This is a genomic window from Gryllotalpicola reticulitermitis, assembly GCF_042651345.1.
In the GTDB taxonomy this organism is placed as follows: domain Bacteria; phylum Actinomycetota; class Actinomycetes; order Actinomycetales; family Microbacteriaceae; genus Gryllotalpicola; species Gryllotalpicola reticulitermitis.
Window position 1 is genome coordinate 893,627 of sequence record NZ_JBHSCN010000005.1, and the last position, 25,134, is coordinate 918,760.

The window sequence follows — 25,134 nt, forward strand, 5'->3', positions numbered from 1 at the left end:
AAGAAAATGTCCGCTGCCAAGGCTGTGACCGACGCCTCGTTCGAGGCCGACGTCCTCAACTCCGACAAGACGATCCTGGTCGACTTCTGGGCCGAGTGGTGCGGCCCGTGTCGCGCCGTGTCGCCGATCCTCGACCAGATCGCGTCGGAGCACTCCGACAAGATCGAGATCGTCAAGCTCAACGTCGACGAGAACCCGGCGACGGCGGCAAAGTACCAGATCACGTCGATTCCGGCGATGAAGGTGTACCGCGGCGGCGAGGTTCGCAAGACGGTCATCGGCGCGAAGCCGAAGCCGGCTCTCGAGCACGATCTCGCTGAGTTCCTGGCCTGAGCTAGCGATCCACTTCGCAGCAACTGGCCCCGTTTCACATGAAACGGGGCCTTTTGCCGTTAAGCGCCTGGATACGATTGACCAAATATCGAGATTGGATGGACGTGATCGAGAGCTCGCCCGTGCAGGGCAACAACTTGGACCCCTGGTATGACTCCTACGCCGGCCGCACCGCAGGCCTGGCAGCCAGCGAGGTTCGAGCTCTCTTCGCCGTCGCGTCGCGACCCGAAGTGGTCTCGCTCGCCGGCGGCATGCCGTTCGTCTCGGCGATCCCCGAGGACCTGCTGGCGGGCTCGATCCAGAAGGTGATGGCCGAACGCGGCCCGGTCGCACTGCAATACGGTTCCGGCCAGGGCGTGCCGGCGCTGCGTGAGCAGATCCTCGAGGTGATGGCCCTTGAGGGAATCCGCGGTTCTGCTGACGACGTCGTCGTGACGACCGGCTCGCAGCACGCACTCGAGCTCTTCAGCAAGCTGTTCCTCGACCCCGGCGACGTCGTGATCGCTGAGGGCCCGAGCTACGTCACCGCCATGGTGATCTTCAACTCCTATCAGGCCGACGTCGACCACGTGCCGCTCGATGAGCACGGCCTGATCCCGGGTGCCCTGCGCGAGCACATCGCGCGGCTGAAGGCTGCCGGTCGGCGGATCAAGTTCCTCTATACCGTGCCGAACTTCCACAACCCGGCCGGCGTCACACTCACGTGGGAGCGCCGACTCGAGATTCTCGAGATCTGCAAGAGTGAGGGGATCCTCGTCCTCGAGGACAACCCCTATGGGCTGCTCTACTTCAACGAGCGGCCGCCGGCCGCCATGCGCTCGATCGAAGAAGAGGGCGTCGTCTACCTCGGCACTTTCTCCAAGACGCTCGCACCAGGCCTGCGGGTCGGGTGGGCTCTTGCGCCCCATGCCATTCGCGAGAAGTTGATCCTGGCCAACGAGGCCGCGGTACTTTCGCCTTCGTCGTTCACTCAGCTCATCGTGTCCGAGTACCTGAATCAGGCCGACTGGCGTGCCCAGATCGACACCTTCCGCGGCATCTATCGCGAGCGCAAAGAGGCTATGGTCGCCGCCTTGCAGGAGCACCTGCCCGAGCTGTCGTGGACGAACCCTACCGGCGGGTTCTACGTCTGGGTCACGCTGCCTGAGCCGCTCGACTCGAAGGCGATGCTGCCGCGCGCGGTGAAGGAGCTCGTCGCCTACACGCCCGGCACCGCGTTCTATGCCGACGAAAACGGTCGCCAGAATATGCGGCTGTCGTTCTGCTACCCCACTCCGGAACAGATCAAGCTCGGCATCCGCCGCCTCGCCAATGTCGTGACCGGCGAGCTCGACCTCCTCGACACCTTTGCGGGCACGGGCGAGCTCAGCCAGCTGCGCCTCGCCCGCGGAGCGTTCCCGCCCAGCGACCTGCGCTAGTCACTCAGCTCAGCAACGACACGTCGCGCTTTGGAGAAGAATCCCAGACCATGAACGGTTTCGAACGCCTCAACGTCCTCGTCCTGGCCGGCGGAATCTCCCACGAGCGCGACGTGTCGCTGCGCAGCGGCCGTCGCGTCGCCGACGGCCTGCACGCGCATGGGCACAGGGTCACCCTTCGCGAACCGGATGCCGACTTGCTCGGCTTCCTGAAGTCCAACCGCCCTGATGTCGTCTGGCCCGCGTTGCATGGGGCGAGCGGTGAGAACGGGGCACTTCGCGCGCTGCTCGAAGCTGCCGGCGTACCGTACGTCGGCGCCGAGCCGCAGCCGGCGCGCGTCGCGTGGTTGAAGCCGATCGCGAAGACCGTCGTCGCCCGTGCGGGTGTGGTCACTCCGCAGTCAGTCACCCTCCCGCGTGAGACCTTCCGTGAGCTCGGCGCCAACACAGTCCTCGCAACGCTGCGCGAGTTCCTCGGGGCGCCCCTCGTCGTCAAGCCATCCCAGGGCGGCAGCGCTCAGGGCGTCACTATTGTCGCCGACCCGGCCGAACTCCCGCGCGCGATGGTCACCGCGTACACCTACGCCGATGTCGCGCTGCTTGAGAAGAAGGTCGAAGGCACCGAGATCGCCATCACCGTCCTCGACCTCGGCGATGGCCCTCAGGCGCTGCCCGCGGTCGAGATCGCGCCGAATCAGGGCGTGTATTCATTCGAGGCGCGGTACAACGCGGGGGAGACCCACTTCTTCACCCCCGCCCGCCTGACCGGCGAGGTCGCGGCGCGCGCGGCGCAGGCTGCTGTATCGGCCCACGAGGCGCTCGGTCTTCGACACATCTCTCGGGTCGATCTCATTGTCGACGCCGACGGCACCCCGTGGTTCCTCGAGGCGAACGTGCTGCCGGGCCTCACCGAGACGTCTCTCGTACCCCTTGCGATCCAGGCCGCCGGGTTCGATCTGGGCGCGGTTTACGTGGGGCTGGCCGAGCAGGCAATTCGCGACTTTGACGCCGCATTGCTCCGCAACTAGCGGCGTTTCACGTGAAACGTCAGTCGCCCTCCGTTTCACGTGAAACAGTGGCGGCCATGCACGCCGCATTAAACACGAGCCGTTCCCGCGCGCCCACAGGCATCTGCGGTACGTGTTTCACGTGAAACGGTGACACCCTCACGTTTCCCACGAAACGCCAGCCGCCCACCTCTCCGCCAAGCGTCCCTGCGTGCACGTTTCACGTGAAACATCGCTAGCCCGCGTAGCCAGGCTCACCGATCTCGCCGAGGATGCGATTGAGGTCCTGAATCGTCGCGAAGTCGATCGTCACCTGCCCCTTGCGGGCAGACAGCGAGATCCTCACCCGGGTGTTCAAGCGGTCTCCGAGCCGTTCCGCCACCTCATCGAGGTGACCCTTGTGCCGCCCCGCCGTCGGCTTGGTCCTAACCGGCTGCTGCTGTCTGGTCGCGGCGGCCTCCGCCTGCCGCACCGACAAGTCCTCGTTCACGATCTTGTCCGCGAGGTGAACCATCGCCTCATGCTCGCCCGCCGCCAGGATTGCGCGAGCGTGCCCTGCCGAAAGCACACCGGCCGCCACTCGTGACTGCACCGACGCTGGCAGCTTGAGCAGACGGAGTGTGTTCGAGATCTGCGGGCGCGAGCGGCCGATGCGACCAGCCAGCTCCTCCTGCGTGATCCCGAAGTCGGCAAGGAGCTGCTGGTATGCGGATGCTTCCTCAAGGGGATTCAGCTGCGCGCGGTGCAAGTTCTCAAGAAGCGCGTCGCGCAGCATGTGCTCGTCCTGCGTGTCCTTGATAACGGCCGGGATGGTGTCGAGTCCCACCGCCTTCGTGGCCCGCAACCGCCGCTCACCCATGATGAGCTCGTACTTGTGATCCTCGCCGCCGATAGGTCGCACAACAATCGGCTGCAGCACCCCGACCTCGCGGATCGAGGCGATGAGCTCCTCAAGCAGTTCCTCATCGAACTCAGTGCGCGGCTGGTTCGCATTGGGCACGATATCTGCCGGGTTCAGGGCCGCAAGACGGGCACCCGGAACCGCGACAAGATCAGGTGTTTCTCCCTGAGCGGCGATCTCAGAGCCATTCTCCGGGCGCTCCGCCGCGACAGCGTCCGGTGATCCGAAGAACACGTCGGCCGGTCGACCGCCCGTTTCTGTCGAAGCTGTGGGAATGAGGGCCCCGATGCCGCGTCCGAGACCTGTGCGCTTCGCCATTACCGGGGTACTCCTCTTCGTGCGATTTCAACTGCGGCTTCGAGATACGCGAGTGAGCCGGACGACGAATAGTCGTAGGCGATCACGCTCTGCCCGTAACTCGGCGCCTCGGAGATGCGCACAGAGCGGGGGATGACGGTGTCGAGCGTCTCTTTCGGAAAGTGCTCGCGCACATCGGCGGCGACCTGATGCGCCAGATTTGTGCGCGAGTCATACATCGTCAGAAGGATCGTCGAGAGACGAAGCTTGGGGTTCAAGTGCTTCGCGATCAACTGAATGTTCTTGAGCAGCTGGCTCAGGCCCTCAAGCGCGTAGTACTCGCACTGGATCGGAATGAGCACCTCGTTCGCCGCGACGAACGCGTTGATGGTGAGCAGCCCTAGCGACGGCGGGCAATCGATCAACACATAGTCGAAGTCGACGTCGTCCAGATACTCCTGAAGTGCACGGGAGAGGCGCTGCTCGCGCGCGACCATAGAGACGAGCTCGATCTCGGCACCGGCCAGGTCGATCGTGGCGGGCACGCAGAACAGATTCTTCGACTCGGGGCTCGGCTGCACGACATCTTCCACCGCGGTCTCGCCGACAACGACGTCGTACACACTCGGGGTACCCTCGCGATGCTCGACACCGAGGGCGGTGGACGCGTTGCCCTGAGGGTCGAGGTCGATCACCAGGACCCGCGCGCCGTACTTGGCCAGAGCGGACGCCAGGTTGACGACCGTGGTGGTCTTTCCCACGCCACCCTTCTGGTTCGACGTGGTGAAGATGCGGGTACGCGACGGCAGCGGCAGAACCTGTTGTTCCGCCACGACGCGGCGCCGATTCGTATCGGTGAGTTCGCGCAGTAGCGGGGGAGTGGAGACGTCGTTGTCTTTATCGCGCTCAGGCTGTTTCACGTGAAACGGTGGCCCTTCTGATCGGCGGAAGCGGAGTGTGGGCGTCTAGTTCACTGTAGCCCGGATGACCCTGGTGACCTCTGCAAGCAGTCCCTCACCGAGGGTCTCGACGATGGCATTGCTGACGCGGTACTTGCGTAGCTCCTTCGCGGCGGCGTCGATCTCAGCCTGCGCGTTCGCGCCCTTCATGAGGACCAATTCGCCCCCGGCGCGTACAAGAGGCGCCGTCAGTGGAATGAGCTTACGCAGGGCACTCACGGCTCGCGCCGTGACCTGGTCGAGCGGATGCTCGAGCTGGAGCTCCTCCGCTCGCGCCCGCGTCACCACAACGTTGTCGAGCCCCAGGGCGGAAACCTCCTCCTCGAGCCAGATCACCCGACGCTCCATCGGCTCGATAAGCGTGAATGCGACATCCGGCCGCGCGATCGCGAGAACGATCCCGGGGAGCCCTGCGCCGCTGCCCACGTCACCGACACGGCCTGGCCGAAGCAGCGGGGCGACGACAGCGCAGTTCAGTATGTGCCGACTCCACAGCCGAGGGAGTTCCAGCGGGCCGATCAGTCCGCGCTGCTCGCCATGCTGCGCGAGCGCGCCCGCAAACCGGCGGGCAAGATCGAGCCGCTCTCCGAAGAGCTCCGCCGCGACCGCCGGCTCGTCTTCTACTTCTGTCACCTGTGCGTCAATGTTTCACGTGGAACGCTACGAGCGTGAGATCACCGTGTGGCGATCAGCGCCCTCACCGTGAGACTCCGACACGAAACCGCGCTCAGCAACGAGATCGTGGACCAGTTTCCGCTCGTAAGACGACATCGCAGGCAATGATGCCTTGGCCGCACCGCCTTCGATTCGCGCGATCGCACCCTCGACGAGAGCGGTCAGCTCTTCCTGGCGAGCGTCGCGAGAACCCCCGATGTCGAGAATGAGGCGCGAGAAGCCACCGGTGCGACTCTGCACGGCGAGGCGCGTCAGTTCCTGCAGCGCGCGCACGACGTCCTGCTTGGAAAGCGGTGCGAGCTGGCCGCCCTCAGCGGTGACGGTGAGGTAGACGCGCCCATTGCGGGCCTCGATCTCGAGGTCACCATCGAGGTCGGCAATATCGAGCAACTCCTCGATGTAGTCGGCCGCAAGGTCGCCTTCGTCGAGCGCGACGGAGTTCTCGGGAGTAGTGGTGTCACTCATGACGTCGGTCCTTTCGGCTGCGTCTAGCGACGCTTCTTCTTACGCTTAGTGCTCACCGGCTGCGTGCGCTGGGTGTTCACGCGCTTCACCTCGGGCTCGGCGCCCTCGATCGCCGGCGTGGTCACGACCAGCCGGCCGGCGGCGATCTGCGCGTCACGCTTGCGCGCGAGACGGTCTTCCCGCAGTCGGGCGGCCTCACTGCCGGGGGTCGGCATCGCGCGAATGACGAGGAACTGCTGCACCATGGTCCAGATGTTCGTCGTCAGCCAGTAGAACATGACGCCGAGCGGGAAGGCGAAGCCTGAGAACAGGAAGATGAACGGCAGGAAGTACATCATCGTACGCTGCTGCCGGAACTGCGGGCTGTTCTTCGTCTCGTCGGAGATGTTCTTCGACATGATCTGCAGCTGCGTATAGAACTGCGATGCGACCATCAGTGCCACCATGATCGCGGCGACGACCATGACCGGGACGACATGGTCGGCGAGGGCGCTTCGGAAGCTGTCGTGCAGCGGCGCGAAGTCGAACAGCGACGCAGAACCGAACGAATGCGACAGTGGGGCATTGAGCAGACCAACGCCCACCTTCCCGTCCTGCGCATTGTTCAGCACCGCGAACAGAGCACCGAAGATCGGGATCTGGATGACGAGCGGAATACACGACGAGAGCGGGTTGGTGCCCGAGGTCTTATAGAACTCCATCATCTCGCGGCTCATCGCCTCACGAGAGAGCTGGTCCTTCTTGCCCTTGTACTTGTCTTGGATCTTCTTGATCTGTGGCGCGACCTCCAGCATCTTGCGCTGGTTCCTGATCTGACGCACGAAGACGGGGATCAGAGCGGCCCGGATCACGACCACGAGGCCAACGATTGACAAAACCCAGGTCAGACCAGAGTTCGGGTCCATGCCGATGTTCGAGAACAGCCAGTGCCACGCCACGAGGATCAGCTCGACCACCCACCGCAGCGGCCAAAGGATCGTGTAGTAGAAGTTCATCGGTTTTGGGTCAGCCCTTTCCTTGGCCCGGTTCGGAGCCCTGAGTCACGACGAAGCCGAGGTCGTTCACGTGGAAGTGGTGCGAGTGGGCGGGCGGCACATCATCGACGCCGCCTTCTGCCCAGGGGTGGCACCGCGCCAGCCGACGAGCAGAGAGAACACCGCCCACGACGACGCCGTGCTGCTGCACCGCGCCCAGCGCATAAGCCGAGCACGACGGGTAGTAGCGGCACACGTCACCGTAGAGGGGCGAGATGACCGCCCGATAGAGCCGCAGTAACGCGACAACGATGTTGCGCGGCAGAAGCACGATGCCGAAGACGACTTCACGCCAAACCGGGGACCCAAGCCGCGGGGAGCGAGGCGCGTGCGCGGTGGTCATCGAGTTCCTGCCCTATGGACGGCGTTGGAGATTTCTTCATGGAGAGTAGTCCACGACGCCTGCGCAGAGGCTGGAAGCGCCCGGATCACGACGTCGGCGCCGGCCGGGACCTCACCGAGCAGTTCGAAGGCAGCCGCCTTCAATCTGCGCCGAACGAGGTTCCTGACCGGCGCCGAGCCGACTGTCTTACCCACGATGAAGCCGAAGCGCGCTGCCTCCTGCCCGGGAGTCACGCGAACGTAGCTCAGGGTGTGAGGTGCGGGGAACCGAGTCCCGCGCCGCACGACCGCCCTGTAGTCGTTCGCCCGGACGATGCGGTTGGCCTTGGCGAGCACCGCGAGCGAGGGCGCTTACGCCGAGAGCTCGGTGCGGCCCTTGCGACGACGGGCGGCCAGGATGGCGCGGCCGGCGCGGGTGCGCATGCGGAGGCGGAAGCCGTGCACCTTGGCGCGGCGGCGGTTGTTCGGCTGGAAGGTACGCTTCGTCATGTTCGTCTCTCGATCAGTGCACAGGCCGCTGCCGGGTCACGACAGCACGTTCCAGAACGCGATGGCCAGAAGGAAAAGGGAGCAACCGAAAGCGGCTGCAGTCAACCAATTAACTGTACGTGCCGTGTCCCTGGAATTCAAACCGGCACGAGCTCTCACAGTGGTTTGGCCGAACCAGACATTCTCTCGACACATTCCCGGCTGGCCACATACGACACGCCGAAGCCCCGGCTCTATGCCCCATTCGGGATTTGTCCACAGGCTTCCGGTTCACTACCGTGGCACTCACAGTTATCCCCAGGCCCGTCAGGTCACCCCGGCGGGCCGCCCGTGTTCTTGCGAGGCTTAAGTGGATAAGGCTGTGCATAACTTTCAGGGGACCACGGGGCGGACATGATTGACGGCGACACCATGATTGGCCAAGCCTGGGGAACCGTGCTCACCGTCCTTGAGAATGACGAGCGCATCACCCCGCAGCTGTACGGCTTTCTCAGTCTGGTCGAGCCCAAGGGCATCATGGGCGGCACCTTCTATCTCGAGGTTCCGAACGAGTTCACCCGCGTCATGATCGAGCAGCGCAGCCGGGTCCCGCTGCTGGCCGCGATCGGCGCTCTCGGCGCGGACTTCGAGGTTTCGACCTTCGCGATCGTCGTCAACCCTGACGTCGAACAAGAAATCCTGCATACTCCGGAGCCGATCGAAGAGCGACGTCCGGTCGAGGCGCCGGCGCCGGCCGCATTCGCAGAGTTCACGTCCGTCGCACCGCCGGTCCCGGCATCCGCCGAAGCCTCCGGAACACCGCAGCGCCCCGGCGACTCTCGACTCAACCCCAAGTACAGCTTCGACAACTTCGTCATCGGGCAGTCCAACCGCTTCGCGCACGCCGCCGCGGTCGCCGTCGCCGAGGCGCCGGCGAAGGCATACAACCCGCTCTTCATCTACGGCGACTCCGGCCTCGGCAAGACGCACCTCTTGCACTCGATCGGGCACTACGCGATGAGCCTGTACCCAGGCATCCGCGTTCGCTATGTCAGCTCGGAAGAGTTCACGAACGACTTCATCAACTCGATTCAGAACAACAGAGGCGCCAGCTTTCAAGCGCGCTACCGCAACATCGACATTCTGCTGATCGACGACATCCAGTTCCTGCAGCGCGCGGTCGAGACGCAGGAGGCGTTCTTCCACACCTTCAACACGCTGCATGACCACAACAAACAGGTGGTCATCACCTCCGACCTGCCGCCGAAGCACCTGACCGGGTTCGAAGACCGCATGCGTTCCCGCTTCGAGTGGGGTCTCATCACCGATGTGCAGGCGCCCGACCTCGAGACCCGAATCGCGATTCTGCGCAAGAAGGCACAGAGCGAGAAGGTGATGGTGCCGGACGACATCCTCGAGTTCATGGCGACGAAGGTGTCCAGCAATATTCGCGAACTCGAGGGCACGCTCATTCGGGTCACCGCCTTCGCGAGCCTCAATCGCACGCCCGTCGACATGTCCCTCGTGCAGACCGTGCTGAAGGACCTGATCACGCTCGACGATGACAACGTGATAGCGCCGGTCGACATCATCTCTGCGACGGCCGAGTACTTCAAGCTCAGCGTCGACGACCTCTACGGATCCTCGCGGTCCCAGGCGATCGCCACCGCGCGCCAGATCGCCATGTATCTGTGCCGGGAGCTCACCAACCTCTCGCTGCCGAAGATCGGGCAGCTGTTCGGCAACCGCGACCACACGACCGTGATGTACGCGAACAAGAAGATCAGCGAGCTGATGAAAGAACGCCGCTCGATCTACAACCAGGTCACCGAGCTGACCAGCCGCATCAAGCAGCGTTCGACGCGCTGAGGCCACGACTCGGCGCATCGTCCGCGCACGTCCAACGCCGCGCGAGCTCCGCTCGTTCGCGCGGCTCCGCAGCAAGAGTTGTCTTTTGCTCGCTTTTTCACACTGTGGATAACCGTGTGGAGAATTAAGGCATAACCCTCGCCGGCATGTGGGCTGGGATCGGATGCTTGTGAATCACACGCTCCGACCCGGATTCCTTGTCATTCCGCGCCCGGGCGCGTCGCCACAAGCTGCTCACAACTCACAGGAATGTAGTTCCGGCTCGTTCACTGGCATCCACCGAGTTATCCACATTCTCCACATGCGTTAAGACCGTTAAGAGTTATTTCTCTTGTCATGGGCTGCCGACAACCTTGAGCGACAGGCCCGGGTGGAATCACACGTTCTCGGCCGCACGAAACCCGGCGCTAGCATGGTCACGGTTTCCGTCCGTCGAATCACCAGGGGTGTGTCTTGCGCTTTCAGGCCAATCGCGACGTTCTGAGCGATGCCGTCTCGTTCGCCGTCAAGCTCCTGCCGCAGCGCACCACCTTGCCGATCCTGTCCGGCGTGCTGATCCGCACCACCGACTCCGGCATCTCGCTCTCATCGTTCGACTATGAGGTCTCGTCGCAGACCGAGATCGACGCCGAGGTGGGTGAGCCGGGAACGGTACTCGTCTCCGGCCGGCTGCTCGCCGACATCGTCTCGCGTCTGCCGAACGCGCCGGTTCAGTTCGCCACCGATGAGGGCAAGATCACGGTGAGCTGCGGATCATCGCACTTCACACTGCTGTCGATGCCCGTCGAGGAATACCCGACGCTCCCGCAGATCGAGCAGCTGAGTGGTGTCGTGCCGGCGGATGCTTTTGCTCAGGCCGTCGCGCAGGTCGCGGTGGCGGCCTCCCGCGACGACGTCACCCCGGTGATCACGGGCGTGCAGCTCGAGATCAGTGAGAACGCGCTGAGTCTCGTCGCTACCGACCGCTACCGGGTCGCCGTCCGTGAGATCGATTGGGACGGGTCGGCGAGCGGTACCGAGACGGCGACTGCCCTGGTGCCCGCGCGCACTCTGCAGGAGATCGGCAAGACGCTCGGCCACTCCGGAACGATCTCCGTGACGATCCAGAACAACGACGAGCGCGAGCTGATCGCTTTCACCGCAGACAAGAAGACGGTGACCTCGCTGTTGATCAAGGGCAACTTCCCCCCGGTGAAGCGCCTCTTCCCGGAATCCGTTGACAACTACGCCGTGCTCAACACCGCCGAGCTCATCGAGGCGACTCGTCGTGTGCAGATCGTGCTCGAGCGCGAGGCGGCGCTCCGCTACACCTTCACGTCAGAGGGCCTGACGCTCGAGGCCATCGGGTCCGAGCAAGCACAGGCCTCCGAGAGCGTCGATGCGCTCCTGAATGGGCAGGACACCGTGGTCTCGCTCAAGCCCCAGTTCCTGCTGGACGGTCTGAGCTCGGTGCACTCGGAATTCGTGCGCATCTCGTTCACGAAGACCGAGAACCCCAACAAGCCCGGCCCGGTGCTCATCACGAGCCAGACCAGCAGGGAACAGGCCGGAAGCGACACCTACCGGTATTTGCTGCAGCCGAATCTGCTGCTGCGCTAGTCGTTGAGAGAGGACCATCCCTAATGCACATCGGTCTCGTTGGTCTCGGCAGGATGGGCAACAACATGCGTGCCCGCCTCGAGAAGAGCGGCATCACGGTCACCGGGTACGACACGAACCCGGCCGTGTCTGACGTCGCCACACTCGCTGATCTGGTTCAGGCCCTGCCCGCGCCCCGCACGGTGTGGGTCATGGTCCCCGCCGGCAAGATCACGGATTCCGTGGTCACCGACCTCGGCGGTCTCCTCGAAAAGGGCGACCTGATCATCGACGGCGGCAACTCGCGCTTCACCGAGGACTTCCGCCACGCCGAGGAGCTCGCCGTGAAGGGCGTCGACTTCATGGACGCCGGCGTCTCCGGAGGCATCTGGGGTCTCGAGAACGGTTATGGCCTGATGGTCGGCGGCTCTGACGCCCAGGTGCAGCGTGTGCTTCCCGTCTTCGACGCCCTGCGTCCTGAGGGCCCGCGCGAAGAGGGCTTCGTTCACGTCGGTGAAGTCGGCGCCGGCCACTACGCGAAGATGGTGCACAACGGCATCGAGTATGCGCTGATGCAGGCGTACGCCGAGGGCTACGAGCTGCTTGACACCCGCAAGGACATCATCAAGGACGTCACCGGCACGTTCAAGGCGTGGCAGCGTGGCACCGTGGTGCGCTCCTGGTTGCTCGACCTGCTGGTGCGCGCGCTCGAGGCCGACCCCGAGTTCGACAACATCGAGGGCTACGTCGAAGACTCGGGTGAGGGCCGCTGGACCGTCGAGGAGGGCATCGCGAACGCCGTTCCGCTGCCCACGATCTCAGCGTCGATCTTCGCGCGCTTCGTCTCCCGTCAGAAGGACTCGCCTGCGATGAAGGCCGTCGCCGCCCTGCGCAACCAGTTCGGCGGCCACGCGGTCAAGGCAGTCGACTAAGCAGGGAAAAAAAGGGAGCGCAGCGGCCGTTGCACGTGAAACGGCTCTCCCTGACGGATTTCCGGAACTACCGTGACGCCGAGCTCGAGCTCGAGCCCGGCGTCACGGTGTTCATCGGTCCGAACGGTCAGGGCAAGACCAACCTCGTCGAGTCGCTCGGCTACTTGGCGACGGTCGGCTCGCACCGCACTTCGACCGATCAGGCCATGATCCGGGCGGGGCAGGACGCGGCGATCGTCCGGGCTCTGCTCCGGCACTCCGAGCGTGAACTGCTCGTGGAAGTGCAGCTGAATCGCGGCGCGGCCAATCGCGCGCAGGTCAATCGCTCAGCCATCCGCACCCGGGATCTGCCCCGGTACTTCTCGAGCGTCCTGTTCGCACCGGAGGACCTGGCGCTCGTCCGAGGCGAGCCGAGCATCCGTCGTCGTTTCATCGACGAGTTACTCGTGCAACGAGCGCCCCGCCTCGCCGGCGTGCAGTCGGACTACGCGCGCGTGGTCACTCAGCGCAATTCGCTCCTCAAGTCGGCGCGCGCGCAGAACCTCAAGGCCGCGCAGCTGACGACCCTCGATATCTGGGACGAGCGCCTCGTCGCTCTCGGTACCGAGCTGATCGAGCGGCGTGCTGACCTCGTCGGTGAGCTCGCCGACCCATTGCGCGCGTCATACCAGGCGGTCGCGGGCGTCGATCAGCACCCGCGCATCTCGCAGCGGCTGACGATTCTCGGCGCAGCGGGCGACGGAGATGAGACGGATGCCTCGGCCGGCGCTCTCGCCACCGATGCCGGCATGGCCGGTGAAGACCTCGCCGACCAATTCCGCGCCGCGCTCGCGACCGTGCGCCGCAAGGAGCTCGAGCGGGGACTGACCCTGGTCGGTCCACACCGTGACGAGCTGCTCTTCGAACTGAACGAGCTGCCGGCCAAAGGCTATGCGAGTCATGGCGAGTCGTGGTCGTTCGCCCTCGCGTTGCGGCTCGCGTCGGCTCGGCTGCTGCGCGAGGACTCGGTGGTGGGCGACCCGGTGCTAGTACTCGACGACGTGTTCGCCGAGCTCGATTCCGGGCGGCGCCGGGCTCTCGCGGGCGCGATCTCCTCGTTCGAGCAGGTGCTGATCACGGCCGCGGTGCTCGAAGATGTTCCTGAAGAGCTGGGTGCGCGCATGGTGCGGATCCGGTCGGGCGAGGTGGTCACGTCATGAACGAGTCGCAGAGCGAGGCATCCGTCGTCTATCTGCGCCTCAAGCGAGTCTTCGGGGGCGCGACGACGAGATCCCGCAGCAGCGGCAGAAGCCAGCGTGGCTCGGAGCCGGGTTCTGAGCCGTTCGGCGCGGGGCGAGACCCTCGTGGGCTGGGCGCGGTGGTCGAGTCACTCACGAGTGAGCTCGGCTGGGATTCGGAGCTGGACAAGGCCGAGCTGATCGACGCATGGGCGGAGCTGGTCGGCGCGACGACCGCGGCGAAGTCGAGCCCGGTCGGAATCGAGGACAGCGTGCTGACGGTCCGGTGCGAGTCGACCGCGTGGGCCACTCAGCTGCGCATCATGCGGTCCGAGTTGCTTTCTGCAATCGCCCAGAGATACCCGCGCGCGGGCATCCAATCGATCCGCTTTAACGGGCCGGACGTACCAAGCTGGAAATACGGTCCCAGGTCGATGCAAGGGCGTGGTCCTCGCGATACCTACGGCTGACAAGGCAAAACTGGTGTCGGGCCCAATAAAAACGCGTCAGATCGGCGTATGAGCCCCGGAATGATGACCCCTCCTGATAGCATGGAATGTCAAGACTCTAGGGGTCAGGAGCTCAATTTCAGATGACGATCGAACCCACACCGCAGGCCGGGGCAAGCAATTCCAACTCTGACAACGAGAGCTACGGCGCTAACCAGATCCAGGTGCTCGAGGGCCTCGAGGCGGTGCGGAAGCGCCCTGGAATGTACATCGGCTCGACCGGGCCCCGCGGCCTTCACCACCTCGTGTGGGAGATCGTCGACAACGCCGTAGACGAGTATCTCGCCGGCAGCGGCGACCGCATCATCGTGACTCTGACCGCTGATGGCGGCGTTCGCGTCGTCGACAACGCCCGCGGCATTCCCGTCGGCATCCACCAGCCTGAGGGCATCTCGACAGTCGAGCTGGTGCTCACCGTGCTGCACGCGGGCGGCAAGTTCGGTGGCGGCGCGTATGCCGTCTCCGGCGGTCTGCACGGCGTCGGCTCATCGGTCGTGAACGCTCTGTCGAGCCGCCTCGAGGTCGAGGTCAGGCAGCAGGGTCACGTCTGGACGCAGACGTACCGCGACGGAGCGCCCGAGGCCCCCCTCACCAAGGGTCCCGCCGCGCAGACGACCGGTACGACGATCACGTTCTGGCCGAGCAAAGAGATCTTCGAGAGCACCGAGTACGACTACGACACGCTGCGCACGCGGTTCCAGCAGTACGCCTTCCTTAATAAGGGGCTGTCGATCGAGCTGCACGACGACCGCGACCTCGAGAAGTTCGATGACGAAGGCGAGCCGGTCCCGGCCCGCACCGCGGTGTTCCACTACGACCGCGGCCTTGAGGACTACGTCGAGTACCTCAACTCGATCAAGAAGAACGAGATCGTCAACGACGAGATCATCCACTTCGAGTCGGAAGACACCGAGCGCAAGATCGCTCTCGAGGTCGCCATGCAGTGGACGACTGCCTACAGCGAGAGCGTGCACACCTATGCGAACACGATCAACACGCACGAGGGCGGCACACACGAAGAGGGGTTCCGGGCGGCGCTGACCACGCTCGTCAACAAGTACGCGCGTGAGAAAGGCATCCTCAAAGAGAAGGACGACAACCTCTCCGGGGAAGACGTCCGCGAGGGTCTGACCGCCGTCATCTCCGTCAAGCTCGCCGAGCCGCAGTTCGAGGGCCAGACGAAGACCAAGCTCGGCAACACCGAGGCCAAGGCATACGTGCAGAAGGTCGTCGGCGACCAGCTCGGCGACTGGTTCGATCGCAACCCGAACGTCGCGCGCGACATCATCCGCAAGGGTCTGCAGGCTGCGACCGCGCGGCTCGCCGCCCGCAAGGCGCGCGAGACCGCCCGTCGCAAGGGGCTGCTCGAGGGCGGCGGCATGCCCGGCAAGCTGAAGGACTGCCAGTCGAAGGACCCGACGATCAGCGAGATCTTCCTCGTCGAGGGCGACTCGGCCGGCGGCTCGGCGACCCAGGGCCGCAACCCGATGACGCAGGCGATCCTGCCGCTGCGCGGGAAGATCCTGAACGTCGAGAAGGCGCGCCTCGACCGTGCGCTCGCCAACGCCGAGATCCAGGCGATGATCACGGCGTTCGGTGCCGGCCTCGGCGAAGAGTTCAAGGCCGAGAAGGTGCGGTACCACAAGATCGTGCTGATGGCGGATGCCGACGTCGACGGCCAGCACATCACCACGCTGCTGCTCACGCTGATCTTCCGGTACATGCGCCCGCTGATCGAGCTGGGCTACGTCTACCTCGCGCAGCCCCCGCTATACCGCCTCAAGTGGACTAACGCCGAGCACGACTATGTGTACTCGGATGCCGAGCGCGACGCGCTCATCGTCGCGGGCCAGGCCGCCGGCCACCGGTTGCCGAAAGAGAACGGCATCCAGCGCTACAAGGGCCTCGGCGAGATGAACTACCAGGAGCTCTGGGAGACGACGATGAACCCCGAGACTCGCACGCTGCGCCAGGTCACCATGGAGGACGCGGCGACCGCCGACGAGGTGTTCGCGACGCTCATGGGAGACGACGTCGATTCGCGCCGTCACTTCATTCAGAAGAACGCCAAGAACGTCCGCTTCCTCGACGTCTAACGCTCGATAGACCCCGTAGAAAGAGACATTCATGTCTGACGAAACCCCCGGTGACGACGAGCGCGCTGCCGCTGAAGCCGCCGCCGCACTGAGCGTGCACGGCAAGATCGACCAGGTCGACCTGCAGCTCGAGATGCAGCGCTCGTACCTCGACTACGCGATGGCCGTCATCGTCGGCCGCGCGCTGCCCGAGGTGCGCGATGGCCTGAAGCCGGTGCACCGCCGCGTGATCTACGCGATGTACGACGGCGGGTATCGCCCCGACCGCCCGTTCTCCAAGTGCGCGCGCGTCGTCGGCGATGTCATGGGGCAGTACCACCCGCACGGCGACTCGGCGATCTACGACACCCTCGTGCGCCTGGTTCAGCCGTGGTCGCTGCGCTACCCGCTCGCGCTCGGTCAGGGCAACTTCGGCTCGCCCGGCAACGACGGTGCGGCGGCCCCCCGGTACACCGAGACGAAGATGGCCCCGCTCGCTCTCGAGATGGTGCGAGACATCGGCCAGGACACCGTCGACTTCCAGGACAACTACGACGGTTCCACCCAGGAGCCGATCATCCTGCCGAGCCGGTTCCCGAACCTGCTGGTGAACGGGTCCGTCGGCATCGCGGTCGGCATGGCGACGAACATCCCGCCGCACAACCTGCGCGAGGTGGCGGAAGCCGCGCTGTGGGGGCTGGCCCACCCCGACGCCTCCCGCGAGGAGCTGCTCGAGGCGGCGATCGCCCGCGTCAAGGGTCCCGACTTCCCGACCGGCGCGCAGATCCTCGGCGTCAAGGGAATCCAGGATGCGTATCGCACCGGTCGCGGATCGATCACGATGCGCGCGGTCGTCAACGTCGAAGAGATCCACGGCCGCACCGCGCTCGTCGTCACCGAACTGCCGTATCAGGTCAACCCCGACAACCTCGCGATCAAGATCGCCGAGCTTGTCAAAGACGGGAAGATCGCCGGCATCGCCGACATCAACGACGAGACCTCGGGCCGCACCGGCCAGCGACTCGTCATCACGCTGAAGCGCGACGCCGTCGCGAAGGTCGTGCTGAACAACCTGTACAAGCACACGCAGCTGCAGGAGAACTTCGGCGCGAACATGCTGGCGATCGTCGACGGCGTGCCGCGCACGCTGGCGATCGACGGCTTCATCAGCGCCTGGATCGACCACCAGATCGAGGTCATCGTCCGGCGCACGCAGTACCGTCTGCGCGAGGCCGAAGAGAAGGCGCACATCCAGCGCGGCCTGGTGAAGGCGCTGGATGCCCTCGACGAGGTCATCGCGCTGATCCGCCGTTCGCCCGACGTCGATGAGGCTCGCACCGGCCTCATCGAGCTGCTCGACATCGATGAACTGCAGGCCAATGCGATTCTCGCGATGCAGCTGCGCCGCCTGGCAGCCCTCGAGCGGCAGAAGATCGTCGACGACCTCGAGGCGCTCGAAGTCGAGATCGCCGAATACCGCGCGATCATCGCGTCGCCCGAGCGCCAGCGCTCGATCGTGAGCGACGAGCTCACTGAGATCGTCGACAAGTACGGCGACGAACGCCGCACCGAGATCCTGTTGGGCTACGACGGCGACATGTCGGTCGAAGACCTGATCCCCGAGGAAGAGATGGTCGTCACGGTCACCCGCGGCGGCTACATCAAGCGCACCCGCAGCGACAACTACCGTTCGCAGCATCGCGGCGGCAAGGGAGTGAAGGGCGCGCAGCTGCGCGGCGAGGACATCGTCGACCACTTCTTCGTGACGACGACGCACCACTGGCTGCTGTTCTTCACGAACCTCGGCCGGGTGTACCGCGCCAAGGCGTACGAGGTGCCCGAGGCCGGCCGCGACGCGAAGGGCCAGCACGTGGCGAACCTTCTGGCGATGCAGCCCGACGAAGAAATCGCCGCGGTGCTCGACATCCGTGATTACGAGGTCGCGACGCACCTCGTGCTCGCGACCCGCGACGGTCTTGTGAAGAAGACCGAGCTGACGGAATACGACACCAACCGCACCGGCGGCATCATCGCGATCAAGCTGCGCGAGGGCGACGAGCTCATCTCGGCGCTGCTGGTCGAGAACACCGACGACGTTCTGCTTGTCTCACGCAAGGGCATGTCACTGCGCTTCACGGCGAACGACGACGCTCTGCGGCCGATGGGCCGGTCGACCTCCGGTGTGAAGGGCATGAGCTTCCGCGACGGTGACAGCCTGCTCGCGGCATCCGTTGTCAGTGACGAGGGTTACGTCTTCATCGTCACCGAGGGCGGCTACGCCAAGCGCACCTCCGTCGATCAGTATCGTGTGCAGGGCCGCGGCGGCCTGGGAATCAAGGTCGCAAAACTCGTCGAAGACCGTGGCGATCTCGCCGGCGCGCTGATCGTCGGCGAAGATGACGAGGTGCTCGTCGTCCTGCAAACGGGTAAGGTTGTGCGCTCGGCTGTCTCAGAGGTTCCTGCGAAGGGCCGGGATACGATGGGCGTCGTCTTCGCTCGCTTTGCCGACGATGACCGGATCATCGCCCTGGCGCACAACACCGAACGAAACCTGGTGGCGCAGGACGAGGCGACCGAAGCGGTGGAGACCGCACACACGGACGACAGCAAGCCCGAGGGGGACCCGGGCGCGGAGGGTGTAACGACCGATGAGCAGTAGCGTTGCCGAGCGATTGGCCAAAAAGACGGCCAAGCGCCCGACCTCGAAGCAGGTCCGCCTCAAGCTGGTCTACGTCGACTTCTGGTCGGCTGTGAAGATCTCCTTCCTCGCGGGCCTGGCCTTCGCGATCATCGGCATCGTCGTGACGTTCCTGCTGTGGACCGTGCTCACCCAGACCGGCGTCTTCAAGACAGTCGGCGACCTGTTCAACTCGATCAGCGGGCAGGGCTCCAACAGCTTCATGAGCGCCCTCGGGCTCGGCAACGTGATGAGCTTCTCGATCATCGTCGGCATCCTTGACCTCATCGTCGTGACTGCGCTCGGCGCCGTCGTGGCGCTGCTGTACAACCTGTCGGTGAAGATCACCGGCGGTCTGCTGGTGGGGTTCACCAACAACTGATTTCACGCGTGACGGATGCCTGATTCAGGGGTTTCCCGGGCCGATTTCGTTAGCGAGCAATCGTCCGGTAATCTCTAACAGGTCCGTTTCACGGGGCTATAGCTCAGGCGGTTAGAGCGCTTCACTGATAATGAAGAGGTCCCAGGTTCAAGTCCTGGTAGCCCCACGGTGTTTGTTTTGCAACATGATTCGCTTCCGCACCACAGCGATTCGGCGGCGTGTACGGCGAATCGCGTAGCGAATCTGGCCGGGCGAGGACCGGCCTGACCACAAGCAAGGGGCCTTAGCTCAGTTGGTAGAGCGCCTGCTTTGCAAGCAGGATGTCAGGAGTTCGATTCTCCTAGGCTCCACAATTCGAGCCGTGCTCGAACTCCTGACATCATTCGGTCTTGGGCTTGCGCCGGCTCTTTGACTCGTGCCCATCTCGGGTCTGGCGGTCCGTTAGCGCCCGTCCGATACCGTTTCGGTCATGGCCGGGAATCTCCTCGTAAAGCAGACTCGTGAGGCGTACGACATCGTGGCCGAAAGCTACGCCCGGATGTTGCCGGACGCTTCCTACGAAGCGCCGCTTGACCTTGCGATGATCGGGCACTTCGTCGCGCAGCTGGCGAAGGATGCGCGGGTCCTGGATGCTGGCTGCGGCGCCGGTCGGATGATCGACTACTTGACGCAACTGAATCCGTCTTTACACATCGAGGGAGTCGATCTCTCTCCGGCGATGGTCGAAGTTGCACGGGCGGCTTACCCGGATGTGCGGATCAAGACCGGTGAGCTCGGCGCTCTCAGCTATCAGGACGGCGAGTTCGACGGCGTCTTAGCCTGGTATTCACTCATCCATTGTCCGAGCGAGGGACTGGGTCCGATCTTCGACGAGCTGTACCGTGTTCTCGCCCCCGGGGGCGTTGTCCTCACCGGATTCCAGTCTGGCGAGGGCGAGTGGCTGAGCACACGCCCCTACGGTCACATCGTGGAGCTACGTTCGTTCCTTCGAAGCACCGACCAGATGGCACGCTGCGCCGAATCGGCGGGGCTTGTGGTCATCGCACGACTCGACCGAGGCGCGCGGAAGAACGACCGCCACTCGCAGGGATTCATCCTTGCTCGCCGTCCCTAGTTCATGAGGTCAGCGGCGCGAGTCGCTAGCCATGAGGTCAGCGTCATCGTGTGGCGCGATCAGCCTGGAAGCCACGTCGTGTGCAGATCCGGTGCGTCGTCCGGACCTCGTCTCGATGTTTGTTTGTTCGCGTTGACGTTCGGAGCGGGCGGCCCGGTGGGCTCGAACTCCTGACATCACTCGGTCTTGGTGCGAGCGCGCGCCAGTTGCTGACTAGCCCACGTGCCGGGCGAAGAATCGCGCCGCGTCCTCGCCGGCGAACGCCGGTACGCCCACGTGCCCGCCCATGTTGGCCTGCAGGGTCTTTTCATGCGAGCCAAAGGCGTCGAACAGGGCGAGGGCCGCTTGCCGGTCGTTGTCCACGTCGTCCCACTGCAGCAGAACATGCAGCGGGATCGTGACGTGGCGTGCCTCCTCGAACATGGCGGCCGGAACAAGGCTTCCCGCGAAGAGCCCGGCAGCCACGATGCGCGGCTCAACCACTGCCAGCCGGATTCCGATGGAGATCACACCGCCCGAATATCCGACCGGGCCTCGGACTTCCGGCAGTGTGAGCAGGGCATCCAACGCCGCCTGCCATTCCGCGACAGCCTGCTCGACGAGCGGCAGGACGAGCCGGTCGATGATGTCGGAGCTGACCTGCTCGCCGGCCGCCAGCGCGCGTCGCAGGTCGGCGCGCGCTTCCTCGGCTGCGGACAGCCGTGGCCGATCGCCCCTGCCGGGGAGTTCGAGGGTCGCCGCAGCGAAGCCGTCGGCTGCCGCCCGCTGCGCTCGTGCGAAGAGGCGCGGGCGCATCTGCGTGAGGCCGCCCGGGTGGCCGAGCAGGATCAGCGGCACGGGTGCCGGGACGGTTGCGGGCATCCATAGGATGCCCGCAACGCCGCCAAGGGTGAAGTCGCGTTCGACGATCCCGTCGCCCGGTCGGGGTTCAGAAATGAAGGTTAAGTGCATGGTCGTGCCTTTCGGGAGTGCGCTGGAATGGCGCTCCCGGGCGACCTATTGCCCGACCGTGAGACCAGAGGGAGCACCCACGTATACGTTCACAGGTACCACCTCCTCATTCAGCTGCACGGACCGTAGGAGCTTAGCAATGCGCGACTCGCGCGGCGCTGTGGCGCCAGAACAATCGATAGCGAATCTCCGCGTCAGGGCCGCTGGCGCGGTCATGCTGCAGTGAGTAGGCTCCGCCGAGTGTCTGTGCCTCTCGCGCCGCGTCGAATTCTGTTGCACGGTGCCACCGGTTCGGGGAAGAGCACCGCGGCGGTGCGAATCGCCGCGATTCTCGGTCGTCCGGTGACCCTCGCCGATGAGATCGGGTGGCTGCCCGGCTGGCGAGAGCGCCCGGTTGAGGAGCAACGAGCCATGGTGCAGGCGGCGGCCGCGGGTGACTCCTGGGTATTCGACAGTGCGTACTCGAAGTGGCGAGATCTCGTCATGCCCAGCGTCGACCTGATCATCGGGCTGGATTACTCACGCTGGCTGTCGCTCACGCGCCTCATCGTGCGGACGGCCCGCCGCGTGATCACGGGCGAGTTCATCTGCAACGGCAACCGCGAGACCCTCCGCAAGGCACTCAGCGCCGACTCCATCGTCATCTGGCACTTCCGAAGCTGGAAAAAGAAGCGGGTCACCATGCGCGCATGGTCGGCCGACCAGACGGGGCCGCCGACGATCCTGTTCCGGCGTCCCCGTGACCTCGAGGCGTGGATTGGGGGACTCACGCCTGTCAAGGCGGGCGGAGTGAGGCATCCGCTTGATTGAATTGCCGCATGAGCGTAGCTGACATACCGGCCGACCTGATCACCCTGCTCGAAGAGCCGAACTTCGGGGTTCTCGGCACGATCCGCCCCGACGACACCGTGCAGGTGAACCCGATGTGGTTCGAGTTCGATGGCGAGGTCATCCGCTTCACTCACACGACGTTCCGGCAGAAGTTCCGGAACCTGCAGCACAACCCGTCGATGAGCGTCGCGGTATTCGCCACCGACAACCCGTACCGCTATCTCGAGGTGCGCGGGAAGCTGCTGGAAGTGGTCCCGGACCCGACGGGCGCGTTCTATGTGCAGTTGGCGCACCGCTACGGACGGGATCAGGAACCGCCGGCCGACAGCGCGGACCGCGTCATCCTCGTGATGTCGGTCGAGCACTACACGACCCAGTAGCCGTCGGCGCCGCGGTTAGGCTCGACACCATGGCTTTGCGAGTTGCCGCGTACTGCATCATCGTCGATGACAACCGGATTCTGCTGTCCCACTGGAATGAGGGCGGCAACAGCGGGTGGACGCTACCGGGTGGTGGTCTCGACCCCTATGAGGACCCGGCGGATGCCGCGGTGCGGGAGGTCTTCGAGGAGACCGGGTACCGCGCCGAGCTCGGTGAACTGCTCGGTGTGGACTCGCATGTGATCCCTGCGGAGAACCGGTTCCACGGCGCGACCGAGCCGTTGCAGGCGCTGCGGATCGTGTATCGCGCGCGGGTCACCGGCGGCGAGCTCACCAATGAGGTCGGCGGCTCGACCGACGAGGCGGCGTGGTTTCCTCTCGGAGACGTGGCGTCTCTGCACCACGTCGGCCTCGTCGATGCGGGGCTGCGCTTCGCCGGCCTCAGCGCGTAAGGCCGCGCCCGAGTAGACGAATCCCCCTCGACGCGTGGGGCGGAGGGGGATTCGCGGAGTGCTGAAGGTCAGGACTCGGGGTTGCTCGTCGACTCAGGCTCGTCGGCGACCCAGAGCTCGTCGTCGGAGCGGAAGGTCTGCCAGACGGCATACGCGACGCCGGCGAGGGCCGCGACACCGAGGCTCACGCCGATGATCGTGCCGACGTGGGACTTCCTCTTCGGCTTCTTGCCGCCGGGAAACTGGCGGGCGATCTGGTTGCCGCTCGCCTTCACGCGCTTCACGGCTGCCTTGACGCGCGTGTCGTTCGCGATGTCTGCGACCGAGAGAGCGGTGCCGAGCACAGTGCCGACGGCGGGAACGATGCTGTGGGTGACGACGTGGCCGGCGCGCTCGGCAGCCGGGGTGACGTAGCTGGCGTAGCCGCCGCGAACACGCGGGTAGACCTGCTCACGAGTCAAGTACTGCGCCTGCTTGCCGGCCTGCTGCGCGACGTCGGTTGCGTGCGCGAGCACATCCTGCTGGTGGGCGAGGAGCGCCTGCGCGTCCGCCTTGAGCTTTCCGAGTTCTTTGACACGCTTTTTCGAAAGAGAAAGGGACGTACTCACCGGGGTTACCTCCAAGGGAGTTGCTTGCGGGCGGCGTCAAACTGACACCCATCTTGCCACTTGCCCCCGGGCAGACAACCAGGCATTGACATTGCGCCGGGCGTTGACACCGCCTGTGGAACAATTGCCGCATGTCGATTCACACCGCCGTTGCCACGCTTCACACGAACCACGGCGATATCGTCGTCAACCTGTTCGGCAACCACGCTCCGAAGACCGTTCGCAACTTCGTCGGTCTCTCGACCGGCGAGCAGGAGTGGACGAACCCCGAGACCGGCGCGAAGACCAACGAGCCGCTGTACAAGGGCGTCATCTTCCACCGCATCATCCCCGGCTTCATGATCCAGGGGGGCGACCCGCTCGGCACCGGAACCGGTGGCCCTGGCTACCAGTTCGACGACGAGATCAACCCCGAGCTCGACTTCAACAAGCCGTACCTGCTCGCCATGGCGAACGCCGGCAAGCGGGGTGGCAAGGGCACGAACGGCTCGCAGTTCTTCATCACGACCGACCCCACCCCGTGGCTGCTCGGCAACCACACCATCTTCGGTGAGGTGGCGGACGACGCGTCGAAGCAGGTCGTCGCGAAGATCGCCGCGGTCGCCACCGACGGCCGCGATCGCCCCGTCGAAGACGTCGTCATCGAGTCCGTCGACATCGCGGGTGTCTGAGACGGATTCCTGAACGAGCGGCCTACCGCCCGCGACGCGCATGACCGACTACCAGCCAGAACGCTCGAATTACTGCTACCGGCACCCCGACCGGCAGAGCTATGTGCTCTGTCAACGCTGCGGGCGCACGATCTGCGGCGAATGCCAGACCCCCGCGCCGGTGGGGGTGATCTGCCCGGAGTGCATGCGCGAGGCGCGCGCGGGTGCGCCCCGAACGCGGCCTGAGGCGGTGCGGCGCATCAGCTTCATGAGCCGCAGCGGCCAGCCGGTCATGACGTACGCGTTGATCGGTGTCTGCGTCGTCGTGTTCATCCTCCAAGAGGTGACGGGCATCGGCAGCGGGCCGGTGACGCGCGCTCTGCTCTACAACGGCATCTACTCGCAGCCGACGGGCACATACCCCGGCTTCGCCTTCGAGCCGTGGCGCCTGCTGACGAGCGTCTTCCTGCACGCGAACATCCTGCACATCGCGCTCAACATGTACACGCTGTGGATCTTCGGCCAGATTCTCGAGCCTGCCGTCGGCAAGTGGCGCTATCTGGTCCTGTTCCTCATCAGCGGTGTGGCCGGGTCGGTCGGCATGCTGGTGCTCGCGCCGACCACCTCGGCGGTGGGCGCCTCCGGGGCGATCTTCGGCATGTTCGGCGCGCTGGTCGTGATCCAGCGCAAGCTCGGCGGCCCGATCAGGCAGCTCGTCGTGCTGATCGTGATCAACCTGGCCCTCGGGTTCTTCCCCATCTTCGGCGGGGCGATCGCGTGGCAGGCCCACGTCGGAGGCTTGGCCGGCGGCCTGCTCGTGGGTCTCGTTCTCACCGAGACGCGGCGCATTTCGCAGCGGCCGCTGCAGATCGCTCTGCTCGCGGTGCTGGCCGTGGTCGTGATCGTGGCAGGCATCTACCCCGTGATCTTCTAGCGAAGTCCACACCTGTGGAGAACCGCCGGGTTATCCACAGGTTTAATAACACTGGGGATAATTACAGCCGTGTAAT

At 64.9% G+C, this 25,134-nt stretch carries 28 protein-coding genes and 2 tRNA genes; 19 read left to right on the plus strand and 11 right to left on the minus strand.

The features are described 5' to 3' along the window. Positions 1-6 precede the first annotated feature (6 nt). The 3 genes from trxA (at position 7) to ACFOYW_RS11330 (ending at position 2,779) form a co-directional block, all read left to right on the plus strand. A complete protein-coding gene (trxA, locus tag ACFOYW_RS11320; RefSeq protein ID WP_390229036.1) occupies positions 7-333 on the plus strand; it encodes a thioredoxin in 327 nt (108 codons plus the stop codon). Between the two features lie 98 nt (positions 334-431). Further along, positions 432-1,751, plus strand: a complete 1,320-nt coding sequence (locus tag ACFOYW_RS11325) for an aminotransferase-like domain-containing protein (RefSeq protein ID WP_390229037.1) — start codon at positions 432-434, stop codon at positions 1,749-1,751. Between the two features lie 50 nt (positions 1,752-1,801). Then, the gene (locus tag ACFOYW_RS11330) at positions 1,802-2,779 is read left to right on the plus strand and encodes a D-alanine--D-alanine ligase family protein (protein WP_390229038.1); all 978 of its coding nucleotides are present in this window, start codon (positions 1,802-1,804) and stop codon (positions 2,777-2,779) included. Positions 2,780-2,993: 214 nt separating this feature from the next. On the opposite strand, the gene ACFOYW_RS11335 is transcribed toward ACFOYW_RS11330, so the two are convergent. From ACFOYW_RS11335 to rpmH, 8 genes are read right to left on the minus strand one after another with little or no spacing between them, the layout of a single operon-like run. Beyond that, positions 2,994-3,977 (minus strand): ParB/RepB/Spo0J family partition protein, encoded by a 984-nt coding sequence (locus ACFOYW_RS11335; RefSeq protein WP_390229039.1) that lies wholly within the window; start codon positions 3,975-3,977, stop codon positions 2,994-2,996. Further along, entirely contained in the window at positions 3,977-4,876 is a 900-nt protein-coding gene (locus ACFOYW_RS11340) for a ParA family protein (RefSeq protein WP_390229040.1), read from the minus strand. Before ACFOYW_RS11340 ends, ACFOYW_RS11335 begins: the two co-directional genes overlap by 1 nt. A 45-nt stretch (positions 4,877-4,921) precedes the next feature. Continuing rightward, positions 4,922-5,548: a 16S rRNA (guanine(527)-N(7))-methyltransferase RsmG gene (rsmG, locus tag ACFOYW_RS11345; protein ID WP_390229041.1), complete on the minus strand. Its 627-nt coding sequence runs from the start codon at positions 5,546-5,548 to the stop codon at positions 4,922-4,924. A 27-nt stretch (positions 5,549-5,575) separates the two neighbouring features. Continuing rightward, positions 5,576-6,055, minus strand: a complete 480-nt coding sequence (locus ACFOYW_RS11350) for a Jag family protein (protein WP_390229042.1) — start codon at positions 6,053-6,055, stop codon at positions 5,576-5,578. 23 nt (positions 6,056-6,078) lie between these two features. After that, positions 6,079-7,050, minus strand: a complete 972-nt coding sequence (gene yidC, locus ACFOYW_RS11355; RefSeq protein WP_390229043.1) for a membrane protein insertase YidC — start codon at positions 7,048-7,050, stop codon at positions 6,079-6,081. A gap of 10 nt (positions 7,051-7,060) precedes the next feature. After that, positions 7,061-7,432, minus strand: coding sequence for a membrane protein insertion efficiency factor YidD (yidD, locus tag ACFOYW_RS11360; protein ID WP_390229044.1), 372 nt, complete (start codon positions 7,430-7,432; stop codon positions 7,061-7,063). After that, the gene (rnpA, locus tag ACFOYW_RS11365) at positions 7,429-7,767 is read right to left on the minus strand and encodes a ribonuclease P protein component (protein WP_390229045.1); all 339 of its coding nucleotides are present in this window, start codon (positions 7,765-7,767) and stop codon (positions 7,429-7,431) included. Before rnpA ends, yidD begins: the two co-directional genes overlap by 4 nt. A gap of 15 nt (positions 7,768-7,782) precedes the next feature. Continuing rightward, positions 7,783-7,920 (minus strand): 50S ribosomal protein L34, encoded by a 138-nt coding sequence (rpmH, locus tag ACFOYW_RS11370; RefSeq protein WP_199224450.1) that lies wholly within the window; start codon positions 7,918-7,920, stop codon positions 7,783-7,785. A 411-nt stretch (positions 7,921-8,331) separates the two neighbouring features. On the opposite strand from rpmH, the gene dnaA reads away from it, so the two are divergent. From dnaA to ACFOYW_RS11425, 11 genes are all read left to right on the plus strand, one after another. Further along, positions 8,332-9,768, plus strand: coding sequence for a chromosomal replication initiator protein DnaA (gene dnaA / locus ACFOYW_RS11375; protein WP_390229046.1), 1,437 nt, complete (start codon positions 8,332-8,334; stop codon positions 9,766-9,768). Between the two features lie 453 nt (positions 9,769-10,221). Beyond that, positions 10,222-11,367 (plus strand): DNA polymerase III subunit beta, encoded by a 1,146-nt coding sequence (dnaN, locus tag ACFOYW_RS11380; protein ID WP_390229047.1) that lies wholly within the window; start codon positions 10,222-10,224, stop codon positions 11,365-11,367. A gap of 23 nt (positions 11,368-11,390) precedes the next feature. Beyond that, complete coding sequence (gnd, locus tag ACFOYW_RS11385; RefSeq protein ID WP_390229048.1) at positions 11,391-12,278, plus strand: phosphogluconate dehydrogenase (NAD(+)-dependent, decarboxylating); 888 nt, start codon at positions 11,391-11,393, stop codon at positions 12,276-12,278. Positions 12,279-12,307: 29 nt separating this feature from the next. Then, positions 12,308-13,477: a DNA replication/repair protein RecF gene (recF, locus tag ACFOYW_RS11390; RefSeq protein WP_390229049.1), complete on the plus strand. Its 1,170-nt coding sequence runs from the start codon at positions 12,308-12,310 to the stop codon at positions 13,475-13,477. After that, positions 13,474-13,965 carry a DUF721 domain-containing protein gene (locus tag ACFOYW_RS11395; RefSeq protein ID WP_390229050.1) on the plus strand — a complete coding sequence of 164 codons (492 nt, stop codon included), beginning with the start codon at positions 13,474-13,476 and terminating at the stop codon, positions 13,963-13,965. Before recF ends, ACFOYW_RS11395 begins: the two co-directional genes overlap by 4 nt. A 122-nt stretch (positions 13,966-14,087) precedes the next feature. Next, the gene (gene gyrB, locus ACFOYW_RS11400) at positions 14,088-16,100 is read left to right on the plus strand and encodes a DNA topoisomerase (ATP-hydrolyzing) subunit B (protein ID WP_390229051.1); all 2,013 of its coding nucleotides are present in this window, start codon (positions 14,088-14,090) and stop codon (positions 16,098-16,100) included. Positions 16,101-16,131: 31 nt separating this feature from the next. Beyond that, on the plus strand, positions 16,132-18,738 hold the full coding sequence (gene gyrA, locus ACFOYW_RS11405) for a DNA gyrase subunit A (RefSeq protein WP_390229052.1): 2,607 nt from the start codon (positions 16,132-16,134) through the stop codon (positions 18,736-18,738). After that, on the plus strand, positions 18,728-19,138 hold the full coding sequence (locus ACFOYW_RS11410; RefSeq protein WP_390229053.1) for a DUF3566 domain-containing protein: 411 nt from the start codon (positions 18,728-18,730) through the stop codon (positions 19,136-19,138). Before gyrA ends, ACFOYW_RS11410 begins: the two co-directional genes overlap by 11 nt. 92 nt (positions 19,139-19,230) lie before the next feature. Further along, a tRNA-Ile gene (locus ACFOYW_RS11415) sits at positions 19,231-19,304 on the plus strand. A 111-nt stretch (positions 19,305-19,415) separates the two neighbouring features. Next, positions 19,416-19,488, plus strand: a tRNA-Ala gene (locus ACFOYW_RS11420). Positions 19,489-19,655: 167 nt separating this feature from the next. Further along, positions 19,656-20,252: a class I SAM-dependent DNA methyltransferase gene (locus tag ACFOYW_RS11425; protein ID WP_390229054.1), complete on the plus strand. Its 597-nt coding sequence runs from the start codon at positions 19,656-19,658 to the stop codon at positions 20,250-20,252. A 213-nt stretch (positions 20,253-20,465) separates the two neighbouring features. Here ACFOYW_RS11425 and ACFOYW_RS11430 read toward each other — a convergent pair whose 3' ends face one another. Continuing rightward, positions 20,466-21,113, minus strand: a complete 648-nt coding sequence (locus tag ACFOYW_RS11430; RefSeq protein WP_390229055.1) for an alpha/beta hydrolase — start codon at positions 21,111-21,113, stop codon at positions 20,466-20,468. A gap of 330 nt (positions 21,114-21,443) precedes the next feature. Here ACFOYW_RS11430 and ACFOYW_RS11435 point away from each other — a divergent pair, with 330 nt between their 5' ends. The 3 genes from ACFOYW_RS11435 to ACFOYW_RS11445 are packed head-to-tail and all read left to right on the plus strand — an operon-like array spanning position 21,444 to position 22,866. Next, positions 21,444-22,013 carry an adenylate kinase gene (locus ACFOYW_RS11435; protein WP_390229056.1) on the plus strand — a complete coding sequence of 190 codons (570 nt, stop codon included), beginning with the start codon at positions 21,444-21,446 and terminating at the stop codon, positions 22,011-22,013. An 8-nt stretch (positions 22,014-22,021) separates the two neighbouring features. After that, positions 22,022-22,414 (plus strand): PPOX class F420-dependent oxidoreductase, encoded by a 393-nt coding sequence (locus tag ACFOYW_RS11440; RefSeq protein WP_390229057.1) that lies wholly within the window; start codon positions 22,022-22,024, stop codon positions 22,412-22,414. A gap of 29 nt (positions 22,415-22,443) precedes the next feature. Beyond that, positions 22,444-22,866: an NUDIX hydrolase gene (locus ACFOYW_RS11445; RefSeq protein WP_390229058.1), complete on the plus strand. Its 423-nt coding sequence runs from the start codon at positions 22,444-22,446 to the stop codon at positions 22,864-22,866. Between the two features lie 68 nt (positions 22,867-22,934). Here ACFOYW_RS11445 and ACFOYW_RS11450 read toward each other — a convergent pair whose 3' ends face one another. After that, positions 22,935-23,474, minus strand: a complete 540-nt coding sequence (locus tag ACFOYW_RS11450; protein ID WP_390229059.1) for a hypothetical protein — start codon at positions 23,472-23,474, stop codon at positions 22,935-22,937. A 131-nt stretch (positions 23,475-23,605) separates the two neighbouring features. Here ACFOYW_RS11450 and ACFOYW_RS11455 point away from each other — a divergent pair, with 131 nt between their 5' ends. After that, the gene (locus tag ACFOYW_RS11455; RefSeq protein ID WP_390229060.1) at positions 23,606-24,145 is read left to right on the plus strand and encodes a peptidylprolyl isomerase; all 540 of its coding nucleotides are present in this window, start codon (positions 23,606-23,608) and stop codon (positions 24,143-24,145) included. Positions 24,146-24,256: 111 nt separating this feature from the next. Here the strand turns inward: ACFOYW_RS11455 and ACFOYW_RS11460 are convergent, their stop codons facing one another. Then, a complete protein-coding gene (locus ACFOYW_RS11460; protein WP_390229061.1) occupies positions 24,257-24,418 on the minus strand; it encodes a hypothetical protein in 162 nt (53 codons plus the stop codon). On the opposite strand from ACFOYW_RS11460, the gene ACFOYW_RS11465 reads away from it, so the two are divergent. Next, positions 24,417-25,058, plus strand: coding sequence for a rhomboid family intramembrane serine protease (locus ACFOYW_RS11465; protein WP_390229062.1), 642 nt, complete (start codon positions 24,417-24,419; stop codon positions 25,056-25,058). The genes ACFOYW_RS11460 and ACFOYW_RS11465 overlap by 2 nt on opposite strands. Positions 25,059-25,134: the final 76 nt, after the last annotated feature.

What these genes read in the sequence shown, in the direction of transcription:
- trxA (WP_390229036.1), top strand. Translation starts at nt 7, where the DNA reads ATGTCCGCTGCCAAGGCTGTGACCGACGCCTCGTTCGAGGCCGACGTC.
- ACFOYW_RS11325 (WP_390229037.1), top strand. Translation starts at nt 432, where the DNA reads ATGGACGTGATCGAGAGCTCGCCCGTGCAGGGCAACAACTTGGACCCC.
- ACFOYW_RS11330 (WP_390229038.1), top strand. Translation starts at nt 1,802, where the DNA reads ATGAACGGTTTCGAACGCCTCAACGTCCTCGTCCTGGCCGGCGGAATC.
- ACFOYW_RS11335 (WP_390229039.1), bottom strand. Translation starts at nt 3,977, where the DNA reads ATGGCGAAGCGCACAGGTCTCGGACGCGGCATCGGGGCCCTCATTCCC.
- ACFOYW_RS11350 (WP_390229042.1), bottom strand. Translation starts at nt 6,055, where the DNA reads ATGAGTGACACCACTACTCCCGAGAACTCCGTCGCGCTCGACGAAGGC.
- yidC (WP_390229043.1), bottom strand. Translation starts at nt 7,050, where the DNA reads ATGAACTTCTACTACACGATCCTTTGGCCGCTGCGGTGGGTGGTCGAG.
- yidD (WP_390229044.1), bottom strand. Translation starts at nt 7,432, where the DNA reads ATGACCACCGCGCACGCGCCTCGCTCCCCGCGGCTTGGGTCCCCGGTT.
- rpmH (WP_199224450.1), bottom strand. Translation starts at nt 7,920, where the DNA reads ATGACGAAGCGTACCTTCCAGCCGAACAACCGCCGCCGCGCCAAGGTG.
- dnaA (WP_390229046.1), top strand. Translation starts at nt 8,332, where the DNA reads ATGATTGGCCAAGCCTGGGGAACCGTGCTCACCGTCCTTGAGAATGAC.
- gnd (WP_390229048.1), top strand. Translation starts at nt 11,391, where the DNA reads ATGCACATCGGTCTCGTTGGTCTCGGCAGGATGGGCAACAACATGCGT.
- ACFOYW_RS11395 (WP_390229050.1), top strand. Translation starts at nt 13,474, where the DNA reads ATGAACGAGTCGCAGAGCGAGGCATCCGTCGTCTATCTGCGCCTCAAG.
- gyrB (WP_390229051.1), top strand. Translation starts at nt 14,088, where the DNA reads ATGACGATCGAACCCACACCGCAGGCCGGGGCAAGCAATTCCAACTCT.
- gyrA (WP_390229052.1), top strand. Translation starts at nt 16,132, where the DNA reads ATGTCTGACGAAACCCCCGGTGACGACGAGCGCGCTGCCGCTGAAGCC.
- ACFOYW_RS11410 (WP_390229053.1), top strand. Translation starts at nt 18,728, where the DNA reads ATGAGCAGTAGCGTTGCCGAGCGATTGGCCAAAAAGACGGCCAAGCGC.
- ACFOYW_RS11430 (WP_390229055.1), bottom strand. Translation starts at nt 21,113, where the DNA reads ATGCCCGCAACCGTCCCGGCACCCGTGCCGCTGATCCTGCTCGGCCAC.
- ACFOYW_RS11440 (WP_390229057.1), top strand. Translation starts at nt 22,022, where the DNA reads ATGAGCGTAGCTGACATACCGGCCGACCTGATCACCCTGCTCGAAGAG.
- ACFOYW_RS11445 (WP_390229058.1), top strand. Translation starts at nt 22,444, where the DNA reads ATGGCTTTGCGAGTTGCCGCGTACTGCATCATCGTCGATGACAACCGG.
- ACFOYW_RS11455 (WP_390229060.1), top strand. Translation starts at nt 23,606, where the DNA reads ATGTCGATTCACACCGCCGTTGCCACGCTTCACACGAACCACGGCGAT.
- ACFOYW_RS11465 (WP_390229062.1), top strand. Translation starts at nt 24,417, where the DNA reads ATGACGTACGCGTTGATCGGTGTCTGCGTCGTCGTGTTCATCCTCCAA.
- ACFOYW_RS11460 (WP_390229061.1), bottom strand. Translation starts at nt 24,418, where the DNA reads ATGACCGGCTGGCCGCTGCGGCTCATGAAGCTGATGCGCCGCACCGCC.